This window comes from Mycobacterium sp. pV006, assembly GCF_041287115.1.
Lineage (GTDB): Bacteria > Actinomycetota > Actinomycetes > Mycobacteriales > Mycobacteriaceae > Mycobacterium.
In genome coordinates this window covers 1-15,373 of record NZ_JBGGKT010000012.1, presented here as the reverse complement: position 1 = coordinate 15,373, position 15,373 = coordinate 1, and the positions used below count along the sequence as shown (strand labels likewise).

The 15,373-nt window shown below is 65.6% G+C and carries 20 protein-coding genes; 13 read left to right on the top strand and 7 right to left on the bottom strand.

The features are described from left to right. Positions 1 to 79 precede the first annotated feature (79 nt). On the top strand, positions 80 to 637 hold the full coding sequence (locus ACAG25_RS18175; RefSeq protein WP_370489869.1) for a hypothetical protein: 558 nt from the start codon (positions 80 to 82) through the stop codon (positions 635 to 637). 12 nt (positions 638 to 649) lie between these two features. Here ACAG25_RS18175 and ACAG25_RS18170 read toward each other — a convergent pair whose 3' ends face one another. Together ACAG25_RS18170 and ACAG25_RS18165 are read right to left on the bottom strand one after the other, a co-directional pair. Further along, complete coding sequence (locus tag ACAG25_RS18170; RefSeq protein WP_370489868.1) at positions 650 to 1,111, bottom strand: DUF4383 domain-containing protein; 462 nt, start codon at positions 1,109 to 1,111, stop codon at positions 650 to 652. Positions 1,112 to 1,190: 79 nt separating this feature from the next. Beyond that, complete coding sequence (locus ACAG25_RS18165) at positions 1,191 to 3,062, bottom strand: propionyl-CoA synthetase (protein WP_370489867.1); 1,872 nt, start codon at positions 3,060 to 3,062, stop codon at positions 1,191 to 1,193. Between the two features lie 37 nt (positions 3,063 to 3,099). Here ACAG25_RS18165 and ACAG25_RS18160 point away from each other — a divergent pair, with 37 nt between their 5' ends. After that, entirely contained in the window at positions 3,100 to 3,966 is an 867-nt protein-coding gene (locus ACAG25_RS18160; protein ID WP_370489866.1) for an alpha/beta fold hydrolase, read from the top strand. Positions 3,967 to 4,010: 44 nt separating this feature from the next. On the opposite strand, the gene ACAG25_RS18155 is transcribed toward ACAG25_RS18160, so the two are convergent. Continuing rightward, positions 4,011 to 4,226, bottom strand: a complete 216-nt coding sequence (locus tag ACAG25_RS18155; protein ID WP_370489865.1) for a hypothetical protein — start codon at positions 4,224 to 4,226, stop codon at positions 4,011 to 4,013. Positions 4,227 to 4,292: 66 nt separating this feature from the next. Then, the gene (locus ACAG25_RS18150; protein ID WP_370489864.1) at positions 4,293 to 4,568 is read right to left on the bottom strand and encodes a DUF4235 domain-containing protein; all 276 of its coding nucleotides are present in this window, start codon (positions 4,566 to 4,568) and stop codon (positions 4,293 to 4,295) included. A 138-nt stretch (positions 4,569 to 4,706) separates the two neighbouring features. Here ACAG25_RS18150 and ACAG25_RS18145 point away from each other — a divergent pair, with 138 nt between their 5' ends. Then, positions 4,707 to 5,564 carry an SDR family oxidoreductase gene (locus ACAG25_RS18145; RefSeq protein WP_370489863.1) on the top strand — a complete coding sequence of 286 codons (858 nt, stop codon included), beginning with the start codon at positions 4,707 to 4,709 and terminating at the stop codon, positions 5,562 to 5,564. A 59-nt stretch (positions 5,565 to 5,623) separates the two neighbouring features. Here ACAG25_RS18145 and ACAG25_RS18140 read toward each other — a convergent pair whose 3' ends face one another. Next, positions 5,624 to 6,196, bottom strand: a complete 573-nt coding sequence (locus ACAG25_RS18140; RefSeq protein WP_370489862.1) for a hemerythrin domain-containing protein — start codon at positions 6,194 to 6,196, stop codon at positions 5,624 to 5,626. Between the two features lie 159 nt (positions 6,197 to 6,355). Here ACAG25_RS18140 and ACAG25_RS18135 point away from each other — a divergent pair, with 159 nt between their 5' ends. From ACAG25_RS18135 to ACAG25_RS18125, 3 genes are all read left to right on the top strand, one after another. Beyond that, positions 6,356 to 7,537 carry a zinc-dependent alcohol dehydrogenase gene (locus ACAG25_RS18135; protein ID WP_370489861.1) on the top strand — a complete coding sequence of 394 codons (1,182 nt, stop codon included), beginning with the start codon at positions 6,356 to 6,358 and terminating at the stop codon, positions 7,535 to 7,537. Positions 7,538 to 7,548: 11 nt separating this feature from the next. Further along, a complete protein-coding gene (locus ACAG25_RS18130; RefSeq protein ID WP_370489860.1) occupies positions 7,549 to 8,568 on the top strand; it encodes a DNA topoisomerase IB in 1,020 nt (339 codons plus the stop codon). A gap of 71 nt (positions 8,569 to 8,639) precedes the next feature. Further along, positions 8,640 to 8,897: a Rho termination factor gene (locus ACAG25_RS18125; protein ID WP_370489859.1), complete on the top strand. Its 258-nt coding sequence runs from the start codon at positions 8,640 to 8,642 to the stop codon at positions 8,895 to 8,897. 2 nt (positions 8,898 to 8,899) lie between these two features. On the opposite strand, the gene ACAG25_RS18120 is transcribed toward ACAG25_RS18125, so the two are convergent. Beyond that, a complete protein-coding gene (locus ACAG25_RS18120) occupies positions 8,900 to 9,082 on the bottom strand; it encodes a hypothetical protein (protein WP_370489858.1) in 183 nt (60 codons plus the stop codon). Positions 9,083 to 9,220: 138 nt separating this feature from the next. On the opposite strand from ACAG25_RS18120, the gene ACAG25_RS18115 reads away from it, so the two are divergent. From ACAG25_RS18115 to ACAG25_RS18105, 3 genes are all read left to right on the top strand, one after another. Then, positions 9,221 to 9,844, top strand: coding sequence for a flavodoxin family protein (locus ACAG25_RS18115; RefSeq protein ID WP_370489857.1), 624 nt, complete (start codon positions 9,221 to 9,223; stop codon positions 9,842 to 9,844). A gap of 36 nt (positions 9,845 to 9,880) precedes the next feature. Further along, entirely contained in the window at positions 9,881 to 10,192 is a 312-nt protein-coding gene (locus tag ACAG25_RS18110; protein WP_370489856.1) for a DUF308 domain-containing protein, read from the top strand. Between the two features lie 98 nt (positions 10,193 to 10,290). Continuing rightward, positions 10,291 to 10,632: a hypothetical protein gene (locus tag ACAG25_RS18105; protein WP_370489994.1), complete on the top strand. Its 342-nt coding sequence runs from the start codon at positions 10,291 to 10,293 to the stop codon at positions 10,630 to 10,632. A gap of 1 nt (position 10,633) precedes the next feature. Here ACAG25_RS18105 and ACAG25_RS18100 read toward each other — a convergent pair whose 3' ends face one another. Further along, positions 10,634 to 11,899 carry an amidohydrolase gene (locus tag ACAG25_RS18100; RefSeq protein WP_370489855.1) on the bottom strand — a complete coding sequence of 422 codons (1,266 nt, stop codon included), beginning with the start codon at positions 11,897 to 11,899 and terminating at the stop codon, positions 10,634 to 10,636. A gap of 111 nt (positions 11,900 to 12,010) precedes the next feature. Here ACAG25_RS18100 and ACAG25_RS18095 point away from each other — a divergent pair, with 111 nt between their 5' ends. The 4 genes from ACAG25_RS18095 to ACAG25_RS18080 all read left to right on the top strand — a co-directional run bounded on the left by ACAG25_RS18095 (position 12,011) and on the right by ACAG25_RS18080 (position 14,974). After that, complete coding sequence (locus ACAG25_RS18095; RefSeq protein ID WP_370489854.1) at positions 12,011 to 12,286, top strand: hypothetical protein; 276 nt, start codon at positions 12,011 to 12,013, stop codon at positions 12,284 to 12,286. A 95-nt stretch (positions 12,287 to 12,381) separates the two neighbouring features. Continuing rightward, positions 12,382 to 14,196: an RNase A-like domain-containing protein gene (locus ACAG25_RS18090; protein ID WP_370489853.1), complete on the top strand. Its 1,815-nt coding sequence runs from the start codon at positions 12,382 to 12,384 to the stop codon at positions 14,194 to 14,196. Beyond that, the gene (locus tag ACAG25_RS18085; protein ID WP_370489852.1) at positions 14,193 to 14,534 is read left to right on the top strand and encodes a contact-dependent growth inhibition system immunity protein; all 342 of its coding nucleotides are present in this window, start codon (positions 14,193 to 14,195) and stop codon (positions 14,532 to 14,534) included. Before ACAG25_RS18090 ends, ACAG25_RS18085 begins: the two co-directional genes overlap by 4 nt. A 194-nt stretch (positions 14,535 to 14,728) precedes the next feature. Beyond that, the gene (locus tag ACAG25_RS18080; RefSeq protein ID WP_370489851.1) at positions 14,729 to 14,974 is read left to right on the top strand and encodes a hypothetical protein; all 246 of its coding nucleotides are present in this window, start codon (positions 14,729 to 14,731) and stop codon (positions 14,972 to 14,974) included. Positions 14,975 to 15,373 lie beyond the last annotated feature (399 nt).

Here is a 15,373-nt window from a genome sequence, read left to right as displayed (position 1 = left end):
CGGAAGGAGGCAGATTGTGTATGCACGAACCACGACCGTCTGGGGACGGCCGGCGTCGATCGACGACGGTGTAGCGCACATGCGGGATTCTGTGATGCACGAGATGCGGCGGATGCACGGCTTCGTCGGATTGTCGGTGCTGGTGGACCGCAGTTCGGGGCGGTGTATCGCCACCAGCGCCTGGGAATCCGAGGAAGCGATGCGAGCCAGTGTGCCGCTGGTGCGGGAGGTGCGCGACCGTGCCGCCCAGATCCTGGGCGGCACCATGGAGGTCGAGGACTGGGAGATCGCGGTCATGCACCGCACGCATGAGACCGGCGAGGGCGCCTGTGCCCGCGTCAGCTGGTGCAGAATCGATCCGAGCCGGATCGAGTCCGGCCTCGATCTGTTCCGTCACCGGGCGTTGCCTGCGTTGGAAGAACTCGACGGGCATTGCGGCACAAGCCTGTTGCTCAACCGCGACACCGCACGCGCGGTGGTGTCGTCGGCGTTCGACAGCGCGGAGACGCTGGACCGGCACCGCACCCAGATGGACAGGCTGCGCGACGCCACCGCCGGTGAGGCCGGGGCCGACATCATCGAGGAGGCTGTGTTCGAGCTGGCGATCGCCCACCTGAGGGTGCCGGAACTGGTCTGAATCCGGCGTGCACTACGTGGCCGCGCGACGCATGTGGATGCGTCGGCGCCGGGTCGGGTCGTGCTGACCGGCCAGGGTGACGGCCAGCAGGAGCAGCACGACGCCGAGGATGAGGTGCAGCCAGTTCGCCGCAGGGTTCAGCGGCACCACATGGTCGGCCCGGTCGGCCAACATCCCGTAGAGACCGAGACCGACGTAAACCACGCCGCCGCCGAGCAGATACGTCCGCGACGACGAGTACGTCCGTGCCATCGCGAACCCTGCCAGCCCGACGACGATGTGCACGATGTTCACGACCACCGACGCCGAGAACCTCCCGAACAACAGGGCGCCGGAGTCGCTTCCCACCCAAGCGATCTCGTGCAGGTCAGCGGTGACCCCGGGGATGAAACCCAGCACGCCGATCAACGTCAGGACCACAGCGACGAGGATCGCCGCGCCCTGGACCGCCATGTACCTCGGCTGTGCTGACATCGCGACCCTCCCGTCACGCACTTATTGACGTGTGTGATGGCAGGGGTACCCAACTGGCGCCGACGCATACCCGCGGTGGTCAGTCGCGCAGGATCTCGCCCAGGGAGTCGAGGACCGACGGGTCCTCGATGGTGGACGGAACCGGCTCGTCTCGGCCCTCGGCCAGCGCCCGCATGGTCTTGCGCAGGATCTTGCCGGATCGGGTCTTGGGCAACGCGGGGACGACGTCGACGAGTTTGAACGAGGCGACCGCACCGATCTCGTTGCGCACCAACGCCACCAGTTCGTCGACCAGGCCGTCGGTGGGGGCGCCGGCCTTGACGACGACCAGTCCGCGCGGGGCCTGTCCCTTGATGTCGTCGGGCACGCCGATCACCGCGCATTCGGCCACGGAGGGATGGGTGGCGAGCACCTCCTCGATCGCGCCGGTCGACAGTCGGTGCCCTGCGACGTTGATGACGTCGTCGATGCGACCCATGACGAACAGGTAGCCGTCTTCGTCGAGACGGCCACCGTCACCGGTCAGGTAGTAGCCGGGGTACTCGGTCAGGTAGGACGCCTGGTAGCGGTCGTCGGCGTTCCACAGGGTGGGCAGGGTCCCCGGTGGGAGCGGCAGCTTGATGCAGATGGCACCGTCCTCACCCGTGTCGCAGGCGCGACCGTCTTCGCGCAGGATGTGGATGTCGTAGCCGGGCATCGGGACCGTCGGAGAACCGGGCTTGACCGGGAATTGTTCGCAGCCAACCGGATTGGCTGCGATCGCCCAGCCGGTCTCGGTCTGCCACCAGTGGTCGATGATCGGCACGCCCAGCTTGTCGGCCACCCAGTGGTAGGTGTCGGGGTCGAGACGCTCACCGGCCAGGAACAGGTATTTCAGTCCCGACAGGTCGTAGCGCCGCAGGTATTCGGCGTCCGGATCCTCTTTACGGATCGCGCGGATGGCGGTCGGGGCGGTGAACATCGCCTTGACCCGATGTTCGGATGCGACACGCCAGAAGGCGCTGGGATCGGGGGTGCCGACGGGTTTGCCTTCGTAGAGCACGGTGGTGGCGCCCTGCAGCAGGGGTCCGTACACGATGTAGGAATGGCCGACGACCCAGCCGACGTCGGACGCCGTCCAGAACACGTCTCCGGGAGCGATGTCGTAGATGTGGCGCATGCTCCACAGCAGCGCCACCGCGTAGCCGCCGTTGTCGCGCACGATGCCCTTGGGCTTGCCGGTGGTGCCCGAGGTGTAGAGCACGTAGAGCGGGTCGGTCGCGGCCACGGGAACCGGGTCGGCGGGGGTGGCGTCGGCGATCGCCGACTCCCAGTCCAGGTCGCGTCCTTCGGTGAGGTCGCAGCGGTGCCGCTCGCGTTGCACGATGACGCAGTGCGCGGGCGGGTGGGACACCGCGGCCAGCGCCGCGTCGAGCATCGGCTTGTACTCGACGACTCGGCTGGGTTCGATGCCGCAGGACGCCGACACGACCACTTTCGGGCGGACGTCGTCGATGCGGACGGCGAGTTCGTGGGGTGCGAACCCGCCGAAGACCACCGAGTGCACCGCCCCGAGCCGGGCGCAGGCCAGCATCGCGATGGCGGCTTCGGGGATCATCGGCATGTAGATGACCACCGTGTCGCCCTTGCCGACCCCCAGGTCGCGCAGGACGCCGGCGAAGCGTGCGGTGTGGTCGAGCAACTCGCGATAGGTGTAGGTGCGTTGGGTGTCGGTGACCGCCGAGTCGTAGATCAGCGCGGGCTGGTCACCGCGTCCCGCATCGACGTGGCGGTCCAGCGCGTTGGCGCAGGTGTTCATCTCGGCGTCGGGAAACCAGCGGTAGAACGGCGGGTTGCTGTCGTCGAGGATGCGGTGCGGGGGCTTGGTCCAGGTGACCGCGTCGGCCGCCTCGGCCCAGAAACCCGCGGGGTCGTCGATGCTGGCGTCGTAGAGCGCGCGAAACCCAGGCATGGATGCACCGTAGACCCTTGCGATTAGTCTCTGGGCTATGACGACCCAACCTCCGGAAATTGCCGGTGTGCGCCGGCGCAACGTGTCGGCCCGCGGGGTGAATTTCCACGTCACCGAGGCCGGACCCGAGGACGGCCGGCCCGTCCTGGCCCTGCACGGTTGGCCGCAGCACCACTACGTGTACCGCGATCTGCTGGCCGATCCGCCGCCCGGGCTGCGGATCATCGCGCCCGACCTGCCGGGTTACGGCTGGTCCGGCGCCCCGCCGCATTCCTGGGCCAAGGAGGACGTGGCCGCCGACGTGGTGGCGCTGATGGAGGCGTTGGGTCTGGAACGGGTGCTGCTGGTCGGGCACGACTGGGGCGGCTACATCGGTTTCCTGGTGGCGTTGCAGGCGCCCGAGCGGATCGACGCGTACCTCCCGCTGAACATCGCGCACCCGTGGGTGCCGACCAAGGTGTTGGCGCCGCACCTGTGGCGGTTCCTGATGTATCAGCCGTTGATCGCGTTCGCCGGGGTGCCGGTGCAGACGCGGACCCGCTTCCTCGACATGGTCTACAGCCGGGTGTCCGAGGTGGATCCGCAGACCGCGCGCATCTACAGCGAGCGGTTCCGGGACCCGCTGGTGGCGCGGACGGCGCGCGACACCTACCGCACGTTCCTGCTGCGCGAGGTCCCGGCGGTGGCGCGGCACGGGGAATCGCGGCGGGCCACGGTGCCGGTCCGGGCGTTGTTCGGCACCGCCGACCAGGCGATCCACCCCGACCTGGCGGCCGCCGAGACCGCACGGGCGGACGATTACACCGTCGAGTACGTCGACTGTGGACACTTCATCGTCGACGAACGCCCAGAGTTGGTGCGCGCGAAGCTGATCGCCGTCGCTGAGGAGTTCCCCGCCCGCTAGTTCGCGCTAAGCGCGGCGCCCATACGCAGAGGTCCACGGCTCGGTTACTCGACGATGCCGGCGGCGCGTGCGTCGTCGACGCTGCGCTCCCACGGCAACGCGCCGACCACCAGCACGATCAACGCGGCAACCAAAGCCAGCATCGGCGCGACGGCCAGCATGAGCACCACACCCGCCAGCAAGCCCAGAAGCACAGTCCACCGGACCCGGCGGTGCGGGTGGAATCCGCTGGCGGGGCGAGGGTCAACCGTTGCGGTCATGCCTCCACGGTGAGCACCGCAGCTAAGAGTCGGCTCACCGCTGACTGTGAATTTGCTTTGAGACTGCTACGACGGCGGCGGCTCGTGGGTGAGCGCCTGGTAGCTGTGCGCGCCGGCGCGCTGCAGCGAGGCGCGGACGAGGCCGACGATCAGGCCCTGGATCGCGGCTGCGATCATCACCGTCTTCGTGGACTGCTGAAGGTCTTTGGGATCCGGCGGTTCGGGGTCGTTGTCACCGATGCGCTTCCAGATCTGGCCGAAGATGGCACCGGCCAGTAGACCGCCGCCGACCCCGGTGGCTACCGACAGCGGCTGGTACAACGACCTCGAGAGTTTGCTCATGGTCACTCCAATGTGTCTGTGGCGAGCGCGGCTTGATCAAGTTCTACCCGGCGGCGCGCGGGCCAAACCGTACGGGCGTTTCGACAAGAGCGGGTGGGGTAAGCCGCGGCCGGAACCCCACGACTCTTGGAGGCGCAAATGGCTGAAGACGATGTGATGCCCGACGGAGTGATTCCGTACCCGGGCGAGACCGCCGACATGAGCGACAAACCGCAGGACGAGATGCGCGGCTACGTCGGCACCGGCCTGCTGGAAGGCAAGCGGGCATTGATCACCGGTGGCGATTCCGGGATCGGGCGGGCGGTGGCGGTCGCGTTCGCCAAGGAGGGCGCCGACGTCGCGATCGCATACCTGGAGGAGGACGACGACGCCGCGCACACCGCGTCGCTGGTCGAGGCCGAGGGGCGACGGGCGGTGCGGTTCGCCGGTGACCTGGCTGACCCGGCGCACTGCCGGTCCGTCGTCGAGAACACCGTCAAGGAACTCGGCGGGCTGGACATCGTCGTCAACAACGTCGCGTTCCAGTCGCCGGCCACCGACTTCACCGAAATCAGCGACGAGCAGTGGCGACGCACCTTCGCGGTGAACATCGACAGCTTCTTCCACGTCACCAAGGCGGCGTTGAAGCACCTCCCCGACGGATCGGCGATCATCAACACCGGTTCGATCAACGGTCTGCGCGGCAACAAGACCCTGATGGACTATTCGGCCACCAAGGGTGCGGTGACCGCGTTGACGTACTCGCTGGCACAGTCGTTGGCGGAGCGCAAGATTCGCGTGAACTGCGTGGCGCCGGGCCCGGTGTGGACGCCGTTGATCCCGGCGACCATGGACAAGGAGAAGACCGAGGGCTTCGGTGAGCAGACGCCGATGGGTCGCGCCGCCCAACCCGACGAGATCGCGCCGTCGTATGTGTTCTTCGCGGCGAACCGGCTGTCGTCGTACTACAGCGGCGAGGTGCTCGCACCGATCGGCGGCGAGACACTTCCGGGCTGACGCTCTTTACGACAAGAACGGGCCGGCGGGAATCCCGCCGGCCCGTCCGTCGTCTGTGGTTACTTGCGTCCGAACACGCCGCTCAGCGCGTCGCGGGCACGGTCGAGCACCGAAGCGAACGGTCCGGCAACGAAGTTCGCTGCAGCCGACTCCACACCGGGGTGCGGGTGTGTCGGTGCGATCTTCTCGGCGACGGCCACCGCGTCGGCCAGTTTGGCCAGCTCATCTTTGCTCAACGCGGCTTCCAGCGCCGTGAACTCGAGCTCCTCCTCGTTCTTGGCGTGCTCGAGCACCTCACCCTGCAGGTGGATCAACGCCTTGCTGAACTCCGCGCTGTCGATCGGCAGCTTCTCGATCTCGCTGAGCAGCACCTTGGAGTCGTGCTCCTCGGCCAACCGGTCGTCGACGATCGCATCGCCGTTCTCGATCTTGCGGCGCACCCGCGGATGCACCACCATCTCCTCGGCCGTCTCGTGGACCGCCAACATGGTGCGCAGACGTGAGAACGCTTCCTGACGGGTTTCGGCATCGGCGGCGTCGAGGGTCTCGACGAACAGGTTCCGGATCGTCTCGTGCTGGGTCTTGAGGTAGTCGACGACGTCGCGCGCCGACGTGATGGTCGGTGCAGTCACGTGAATCTCCTTGCTGAATACGAATTTTGGGCTGTACGCGGGCCACCCCTCGGCAAACCCGCGCTGCTGCTGCGATACCCGTGCGTCCGAGCCCGAAAACGTGGTGTGCCGTCGTCGACAATCCGTTTGAATTCCGCCTGCTCGGGTACGGAGAGCAGCATGAAAGCTGTCACGTGGCACGGCCGCCGCGACGTGCGGGTCGACACCGTCGACGACCCCGAGATCCAGGAGCCCACCGACGCGATCATCGAGGTCACGTCGACCAACCTCTGCGGATCCGACCTGCATCTGTACGAGGTGCTCGGGGCGTTCATGCACCCCGGCGACATCCTCGGCCACGAGCCGATGGGCATCGTCCGGGAGGTCGGGAAGGACGTCACCAATCTCAAGCCGGGCGACCGCGTCGTCATCCCGTTCCAGATCTCGTGTGGGCACTGCTACATGTGCGATCAGCAGCTCTACACCCAATGTGAGACCACTCAGGTCCGTGACCAGGGGATGGGCGCGGCGCTGTTCGGCTACTCCGAGCTGTACGGCCAGGTGCCGGGTGGGCAGGCCGAGTACCTCCGGGTGCCGCAGGCGCAGTTCACCCACATCAAAGTCCCTGAGGGACCACCGGATTCGCGCTTCGTGTACCTGTCCGACGTGCTACCCACGGCGTGGCAGTCGGTCGCCTACGCCGACATCCCCGACGGGGGATCGGTCACGGTGCTGGGTCTCGGGCCGATCGGCGACATGGCCGCCCGCATCGCCCAGCACAAGGGTTATCAGGTGTTCGCCGTCGACCGGGTCCCGGAGCGCCTCGAACGCGCCCGGACCCGCGGCATCCACACCATCGACCTGCGGGATGTCGACGGCAAGGTCGGCGACGTGGTGCGGGACCTGACCGACGGCCGCGGCAGTGACTCGGTGATCGACGCGGTCGGCATGGAGGCCCACGGTTCGCCGATCGCCCACGCCGCGCAGGCCGCGACCGCCTTCCTCCCGGACGCGATCGCCAAGCCGTTCATGCAGAAGGCGGGTCTGGATCGGCTCGACGCGCTGTACTCGGCCATCGACTGTGTTCGGCGAGGCGGCACGTTGTCGCTGATCGGGGTGTACGGCGGGATGGCCGACCCGATCCCGATGTTGACGCTGTTCGACAAGCAGCTCCAGGTGCGTATGGGGCAGGCCAACGTCAAGAAGTGGGTCGACGACATCATGCCGCTGCTGACCGATTCCGATCCGCTGGGCGTCGACACCTTCGCGACCCACGTGCTTCCCCTGGACCGGGCGCCGTACGCCTACGAGGTGTTCCAGAAGAAGCAGGACGGCGCGGTCAAGGTCATTTTCCAGCCCTGAGAGGTGGCCGAGTGAGGCTGACGCGTAGCACGCTCAGTGCGCCCGGGATCACCCGCAAGAGGCGCGGAAAGGGCTTCGCGTACTACGGCCCCGACGGTGACCTGCTCGCCGATCCGGACACCGCGCAGCGCATCAAAGAGCTCGTCATCCCGCCGGCCTGGAAGAACGTGTGGATCAGCCCGAAACCGAACGGGCACATCCAAGCGGTCGGCACCGACGCGGCGGGACGCCGCCAGTACCTCTACCACGAACGCTGGCAGCAGGAACGCGCCGAAGAGAAGTTCGACCGTGTGCTCGAGATGTCGGCGCTGTTGCCGCAGTGGCGTGCCGATGTCGCCAGGGATCTCGCCGGCCGCGGACTGACCAGAGACCGCGTGTTGGCGCTGGCGTTGCAGCTGCTCGACCGCGGGTACTTCCGCGCCGGGGGTGAGCAGTACGCCGAGGAACACGAACACTACGGTCTGGCGACGCTGCTCTGCGAGCACGTCACGCTCAAGAAGAACGCCGTCGAGTTCGACTACCCCGCCAAGAGCGGGGTTCGCCGCACCGTGGAGGTCGACGACCCGGAGGTGGTGCGCGCCATCCGGTCGCTGATGCGCCGCTCCGACCGATCCGGACGTCTCCTGGTGTGCCGGAGCGGGAGAAGCGACTGGGTCGACGTGCGCGCCGATGACCTCAACGCCCGCTTCAAGGAGCTGGTCGGACAGGACTACAGCGTCAAGGATCTGCGGACCTGGCACGGCACCGTGCTGGCCGCCGCGGCGTTCGCCGACGCGAAGCCCCCGACGTCGAAAACCGCGATCAAACGCGCCACTGCGGGTGTGATGAAAGAAGTGTCCGAAGAGTTGGGCAACACCCCGGCCGTGGCGCGGTCGTCCTACGTCGACCCCCGTGTCGTCACCGGGTACGAGCGAGGGCTGACCATCGCCGCGGCGACCCGGCGGGCGTCGAAGATCATCAAATCCGACGAGGCGCAGGCTGTCCTGGAGAAAGCCACCCGCATGCTGATCCGCCGCGTCGCGCGCGGTTGAAGAGGTGTTTGACGGCCGCGTTGGGTGTCAATCCGGTGACTCAAGCGGTTGGACAAGCAGGAGGACCACAGATGCCGAACGCTTCGATCAAGAACGAGAAGATGTACGAAGAGTTGCGCGATCAGGGCAATTCGAAGGAGAAATCGGCGCGGATCGCCAACGCCGCGGCGTCGCGCGGTAAGTCCGCGGTGGGGCACAAGGGCGGCCGGTCAGGGTCGTACTACGACTGGAGTGTCGCCGACCTCAAGAAGCGCGCCAAGGAACTTGGCATGTCGAATTATTCCCACCTGAACAAGGAGAAGCTGATCGCCAAGTTGCGCAACCACTGACCTCATTCGGTCTTGGCGCGCGCTTCGGCGCCGGTCTCCTCGGTGTCGATGTCGTCGTCAGACCCGGCCCGACCCACGTAGGGACCCGAGTCGGCATCCGTGTCGTCGGAGTCCGCGCGTGAACCCGCCACTTTCGGATCGGACTCGACGTCGGATTCGGCTTTCTCGGAACGCGGTTCACTCATGTTGGACCTCCTCGGTGCGTCGGAGCTGTGATGCCCGGCACGCAGGCTTCCGAAACCCGCGCTCCGCATTTCTCCGATGGCGAATGACATGACTGTGACCGGCTGTTTGGTCACGATGGGGTCGGGTACCTGACCGGCATGACGGATAACGGTGCGCCGGTGCGCGTGGTCGCGCTGGTCTGCAGCCTCAAGCCGAGCCCGGCTGAGTCCAGCAGTGCCCTCATCGCCGAAGACATCTTCAAGACGATGCGGGCCCAGGGCGCCGAGTGCGAGTCGGTGCGATGCGTCGACTACCACATTGCCCCCGGCGTCGAGGCCGACATGGGCGACGGTGATGAATGGCCCAAGATCCGCGAGAAAGTGCTGAACGCCGATATTTTGGTGCTGAGTACACCGATCTGGCTGGGTCATCCCTCGTCGGTGACGCAGAGGGTGCTCGAGCGTCTGGACGCCGAGTTGTCCAACGACGACGAGCAGGGGCGCCCCATGATGGCGGGCAAAGTCGCCATCGTCAGCGTCGTCGGCAATGAGGACGGCGCCCACAAGGTCGCCGCTGATGTGTTCCAGGGACTCAACGACATCGGCTTCAGCATTCCGGCTCAGGGGTGCACCTACTGGACGGGTCCGGCGATGGGCTCGACCGACTACAAGGAACTCGACGAGGTACCGGAATCGGTGGCCTCTGCGACCGCGGCTGCAGCGCGCAACGCGGTTCACCTGGCGCGGGTACTGCGCACAGCCGAGTACCCGCCCTACGAATGACAGACGCCGTCCACGATACGGCGAAAGGAGAGCGAAATGCCTGACACATCACGGGATCCGGTGGATCATGCCCGCACCACCCGGCAGCATGCCGGCGAGACGATGAAAGCCGGTCACAACGCTCCCGGTTTGATTGGAGTGGCTCTAGGTGTGTTGTCGTTGGTGATCGGCCTGTATCTGCTGGCCAATGCCATGACCGCCGGCGGCGTCGTCGCCGTGGTCCTGGGCGTTGTGCTGATCGGTGGTGGCCTGTTCTGGCTGAACCGGATGCATCACAAAGTGCAGTTGGAGCAACGAGATTGGCACGCCAAGAATCCTGACGCCCACTACGAACCGCCGACCAGTTGAGCACCGGCAACCCGGTGGCGGTGCGGGAGGCCGAACTCCCACCGCCGCCACCGACCACGACAGCCCGCACCGTCGCCCGCCTCGCTTTGGCGGGCGCGATGGTGTTCGCCGGGTTGAGCCACCTGTTCTGGGCGCGCGACGAGTTCCGCGCCCAGGTGCCCAAGTCCGTCCCGATGGACGAGGACGGCGTGGTGATGGCCTCCGGCGGGGTGGAGATCATGCTCGGTGCCGGTTTGGCGCTGCTACGCCGCGACCGGGTGCTCGTCGGGCGGCTACTGGCCGCTTTCTTCGTCGCCGTGTTCCCCGGCAACATCGCGCAGTTCGTCAACAAGCGTGACGGCTTCGGACTGGACAGCGACGCCAAACGCTTTGTACGGCTGCTGTTTCAGCCCGTGCTGATCGCCTGGGCGTTGTGGTCGACCGGAGTGCCGAAGCGCTGAGTCAGCGAGCCAGCCAGGGCATCGCTGCCACGACGAGTGCCCGCGTGGCGACATCGAGGGTGGGCTGGATGGTCGGGGCGAAGAACGCGGAGTGATTGACCGGGATGTCCTGGTCCACCCGTTCGGCCTCGGCGGCCCTCCGGTAGATGTCCGCGTCGATGCCGCCGACACCCCAGTAGGTGTAGGGCGCCCCGAGCGCGGACGGGATGTCGCTGAAGTCCTCGCTGGCGGAGCCCTGCGGAAGTTCGACGCATTGGTCGCCGAACGCTTCGGCGAAGGCGTCGTGAACTTTACGCGTGGTGTCGATGTCGTTGTCGGTCAACGGGAATCGATCGAAGAGTTCGAACTCGGGTTCTTTCGGGCAGTCTGACGCGAGGCATTCGGCGTTGACGATGCGGCGGATCGCGTCGATGACGGCCGTGCGTGTGCGCTCGTTGTAGGTGCGAATGTTCAGCTGCAGCACCGCGCGGTCGGGGATGACGTTGCTCTTGCTGCCGGCGGTGATGCTGCCGACGGTCACCACGGCGGGCTCGGTCGGTGCGACCTCGCGCGAGACGATGGTCTGCAGCCGCACGACGATCATCGCGGCCAGCACGACGGGGTCGACGGCCGCTTGCGGCATCGAGCCATGACTGCCGCGGCCGAACACCGTGATCCGCATGCTGTCCGCGGCGGACAGAAACGGCCCGGCGTGCGTTCCGACGGTTCCGGCCGGAAACGGCAGCACATGCTGGCCCAGGCAGACGTCGACGCGGGGGAGCAGGTCGGCGAGCCCGTCGGTGACCATGCTCCGGGCGCCGTCCCCGGTTTCCTCAGCCGGTTGGAACAATGCGATCGCACTGCCCTGCCAGTGGTCCCGGCCGTCGGCCAGCAGCCGTGCGGCACCCAGCAGCGCGGCCACGTGCGCGTCATGGCCGCAGGCATGCATCACCGGCACCTCGTTGCCGTCGCGGTCGGTGCCCTGCACTGTCGAGGCGTAGGGCAGCCCGGTCTCCTCCTTCACCGGCAGCGCGTCCATGTCGGCGCGCAGCAGCACCGCCGGTCCGGCGCCGTTGTCGAGGATCCCGACCACGCCCGTCCCGCCCACGCCCTCGTGCACCTGATAGCCGGCCTCGGTGAGGGTCTTGGCAACGATCCCGGCGGTTCGATGCTCCTGATGGGATAACTCCGGGTGACGGTGCAAGTCCTGGTAGAGCTCTTCCTGCCACGAGCGGATGCTGTCCAGTCCGTCGAGGATGGCGTTGGCGGCGGTCAGAGTAGCGGTCATGTCACCGGATACCTCCAGCCGAGGTCTGCAAACAGTCCCCGAACAGCGTTGAAATTGCTGCGTGGGGGTCACCATTTCCCGCGGTAATCTCAAGACCGTTACGGGGGTGACATGGCAACTGACTTGACCGCAGACACGGCTGGATTGAAGTCCGCCGCCGCCGACAGCCTCAGTGTTGTCGGCGATCTGCTCGTCAATCGCTTTGACGGTCCACTACGTCCTCGTCCGAGCGGTGCGGGAATTGCAGCGGTCGAGGCGGCGAGTGCCGCCGCGCGCATGCGCACTGCTGATCGCATGGTTGGTCAGGCCGGTGACGTCGCGGCGGCAGGTGATCGCTATGAAACTACGGACGGGGGCAGTGGCGACGCTATAGCGGTGACCGTGTGATCCTCGCGGCCGTACCGGTGGGCGTTCCTTGCAGGTCGGACGTCGAGGCTTGGGACAGCTCCGACCTCGACGCTGCCGCTACGCGCTGGCGGACGGTGGCAGATGCGCTGGAATCCGCGTTCGAGCAGCACAGGCAGAACATCCTGACTCCTGGCGGCACCGCATGGGAAGGTGACGCCAAAGACGCCGCTCTGGATCGAGTAACCACCGATCTTTCGGTTGTGCGTCGGCAGGGCGATATGCATCGTGCGGCTGCCGAAATCGTTGCGCGTGGCAGCGAGGATATCCAGACCGCACGCCGTCGAGTGCTAGAAGCAATCGCCGAAGCCGAACAGGACGACTTCACCGTTGGCGGGGATCTTTCGGTTACCGACAACCGGGCATACGACGAGGAGACTGCTGCCACTCGCATGACCGCTGCGACCGAGCACGCGGAATTCATTCGATGGTGCGCTGAACAGCTCGTCGCTACCGATGCCCTCATCAGCCGGCAACTCCAAGCGAACGCGGCTGATCTCGAAGGAATTCGGTTCGAGGGCGATCGCGCTGAAAATGCAACCGATTCCCCGATTCGACTCGTGGACAACAAGACTGAGGACGAGGATTCCAACACTGCGTCCTCAGAGCATCGGGGCGAAGGTGCTCTGCAGAAGGAATCTGCGGGTAGCTGGCAGGACATGCTCGTGCCCGAGGAGTCTGCTGAAAGCACTGAGGGCGTTGATGCCGCCGAGTCGCCGTTGGAAGCGCTGCTCGCGACACCGCCCACGGCGTTGGAGCGCATCATCAATCAGCACGCCGGAACCGGCAGGGGCGAGGATCGCCGGTACACGCGCCATCCGGTTGAGGCGCCCGTCGTTGGTGCTGATCCATCGGTGATCGGTGATCAGCAGGCCAGGGTGGACGCTGCGCACGAGAGTGTGGCGTCGGCCCAAAGCACGCTCGACGACGCGCTGGCTCGGTCGACAGTCGCCGGTGCGGGCGCCGGCCCGACACACGACCAACTCGAGGCTCTGGGTGAAGCCTTGTTCGATGCGCGCGCTGAGGTGACGAGTCAGACCGAGGTCCTGGAGCAGCTCAAAGGGGCGGCCGGCGAAGTCGGCCAGGGACGCGTACCGATCCCGGCACTTCCCGAGAATGCCTATGTACAAGCGTTTCCCGCGGGCCCATCGGCATTCGCCGAAGGAAGCCGCGCACTGAGCGAAGGCAGCTTCGGTTTGATCCCCGACGTTTCCCACGACATCGACGTCTTTCGCAATTGGAGCGAATCCTCAGTCGAGGATCGGGTTGGAGCCGTGCTCGACGTGGCCGGGGCCGCGCCCATCCCTGGCGGCAAGTTCGTCACAGAGGGCCTCGAACGCGCTATTGACGCTTTCAACGCCGGGCGCCACGCGGACGATGCCCTGGATGCCGGAAGTGCGGCGACACATCAACTATCCGATGCGCCATCGGTCCTCCATGTCGACCACACGCCAGACGCGGCCGGTCCGCACAGTGGAGGCGGTGCCGACGCAGGTCCGGCACCGGCGTTCGCGCTAGAGGACGCAACTGCGATCCTGCACAGCAGTGAAGCCAACGGCGGCCACCTCATCGAGCGGCATGTTGGGAAGACATTTGATGACCTGTCCGCACGCCTGGCTGATTCACCTCGACTGGAGAATGTATCGACGTTCGCATCAATCGATGAGGCGTCTTCGGCGCTCAACGCTGCGGTTCAGCAGAACAAGAGTGAGTTCGATGAGTGGATAGCTAATGGAGCGAAGGGAAAGCTCGAATTGATTACGCCATTTGAAGGCGGATCGGTGCTGGTGCGTGGGTCCGATAGCGTGGTTCCGGGGTCAAGCGTGAAGATGGTCCTCAGAGCGGACGGGGCTGGTGGATGGTATCTGTTGACAGGGATGGTTAATCCGTGAGTGCGCAGTCAGTTTCACGATCCTTGTCCCACTTCTTCGGAGCGTACTTCCACGAGGACTGGGACCTGGAAGCCGATGATTGGAAAGGAATCGTTGACGGTTACGTTCGTGATGAAGAACCCAGCTCAGATTTGCTTCGACTGCTAGCTACAGAGATCGATGATCTGAATGCTGTTGGTACAGAGGACGATGTTGCTGGTCTCGTGACACGAACCTTGGGGGCCAACTACTACCCGTTACCCGAAGTTTCTTACAGAGAATGGCTTAGCCAGGTTGCAGCGTGGCTGCGTCAACACGCTGCTGCGATCGATGGTGGCCCTACTCCGCCGACAGGGTGAGCACGGATCGGTCGGTTCAGTTGTGATGCACCGGGGTTAGCGGCGATAGTCATCGACAACGAATCGATTCGTCCGAGTAGAAGCGAATCTCGATGCATACTTACCTGAGAAGGTGGCGTATTGGTTCGCCGCAGGCTGCGCCTCCGATGGACCGCAATCGACTTCGTCAGTTGTAGCGACATAGGGGGCCTCACATGTTTGCATACACGGCACTGGCGAAACGATGGGTGGAGGTAACCAAAAGAGTCGCCGGAGGTTCGTGGGATGGCATCGGTTGTCCCAAGAATGCCGATGCCGACGTGTTGATCGAGGTCCGTGAACTGGGAAGTGGCGCCGACAACGCACGCTTCGAGTACTGGATCCACTGCCCAGGATGCGGTGCTGAGATCTACTTTCACAGCAAGCATCACTTCAGTCGGGTCGCGAATCCGGCCGGCTGAATCAATCAGTTCGAAGCACTCCCCGACGCGGTTACAGCACACGCAGTACTGATTCGGGCTCGGTTGGAGAGTTCGTCGCGGAGAAGCCCGCGCGCGGCGGGCACCGAGATGTCCTGAACTATGCTCTGACCTGCAATGCCCCCATAGCCCAATTGGCAGAGGCAGCGGACTTAAAATCCTCTGAATTGGACGTTTGTCGTGTTTGACGCAGACGGTAGCGGTTGAAGATATTGCCCGGAACTGCGAGTTTGGAGTTGGCAGCGTTGGTGAGTGCCGAGGTGAAACGGAACCACTGCGGTATGTACTGCGGTATCTAGCCTTGAACCGCCCTGGAAAAGTTGGAGGCTCCTGACCTTGGAAACGAGGATGCAGGTATGCCGAAGGAACAGTCAGCTGGCA

Excerpts from the sequence above, each read along its gene's own strand:
- ACAG25_RS18175 (WP_370489869.1), top strand. The coding sequence starts at position 80 with ATGCGGGATTCTGTGATGCACGAGATGCGGCGGATGCACGGCTTCGTC.
- ACAG25_RS18170 (WP_370489868.1), bottom strand. The coding sequence starts at position 1,111 with ATGTCAGCACAGCCGAGGTACATGGCGGTCCAGGGCGCGGCGATCCTC.
- ACAG25_RS18165 (WP_370489867.1), bottom strand. The coding sequence starts at position 3,062 with ATGCCTGGGTTTCGCGCGCTCTACGACGCCAGCATCGACGACCCCGCG.
- ACAG25_RS18160 (WP_370489866.1), top strand. The coding sequence starts at position 3,100 with ATGACGACCCAACCTCCGGAAATTGCCGGTGTGCGCCGGCGCAACGTG.
- ACAG25_RS18155 (WP_370489865.1), bottom strand. The coding sequence starts at position 4,226 with ATGACCGCAACGGTTGACCCTCGCCCCGCCAGCGGATTCCACCCGCAC.
- ACAG25_RS18150 (WP_370489864.1), bottom strand. The coding sequence starts at position 4,568 with ATGAGCAAACTCTCGAGGTCGTTGTACCAGCCGCTGTCGGTAGCCACC.
- ACAG25_RS18145 (WP_370489863.1), top strand. The coding sequence starts at position 4,707 with ATGGCTGAAGACGATGTGATGCCCGACGGAGTGATTCCGTACCCGGGC.
- ACAG25_RS18135 (WP_370489861.1), top strand. The coding sequence starts at position 6,356 with ATGAAAGCTGTCACGTGGCACGGCCGCCGCGACGTGCGGGTCGACACC.
- ACAG25_RS18125 (WP_370489859.1), top strand. The coding sequence starts at position 8,640 with ATGCCGAACGCTTCGATCAAGAACGAGAAGATGTACGAAGAGTTGCGC.
- ACAG25_RS18120 (WP_370489858.1), bottom strand. The coding sequence starts at position 9,082 with ATGAGTGAACCGCGTTCCGAGAAAGCCGAATCCGACGTCGAGTCCGAT.
- ACAG25_RS18115 (WP_370489857.1), top strand. The coding sequence starts at position 9,221 with ATGACGGATAACGGTGCGCCGGTGCGCGTGGTCGCGCTGGTCTGCAGC.
- ACAG25_RS18110 (WP_370489856.1), top strand. The coding sequence starts at position 9,881 with ATGCCTGACACATCACGGGATCCGGTGGATCATGCCCGCACCACCCGG.
- ACAG25_RS18105 (WP_370489994.1), top strand. The coding sequence starts at position 10,291 with ATGGTGTTCGCCGGGTTGAGCCACCTGTTCTGGGCGCGCGACGAGTTC.
- ACAG25_RS18100 (WP_370489855.1), bottom strand. The coding sequence starts at position 11,899 with ATGACCGCTACTCTGACCGCCGCCAACGCCATCCTCGACGGACTGGAC.
- ACAG25_RS18095 (WP_370489854.1), top strand. The coding sequence starts at position 12,011 with ATGGCAACTGACTTGACCGCAGACACGGCTGGATTGAAGTCCGCCGCC.
- ACAG25_RS18080 (WP_370489851.1), top strand. The coding sequence starts at position 14,729 with ATGTTTGCATACACGGCACTGGCGAAACGATGGGTGGAGGTAACCAAA.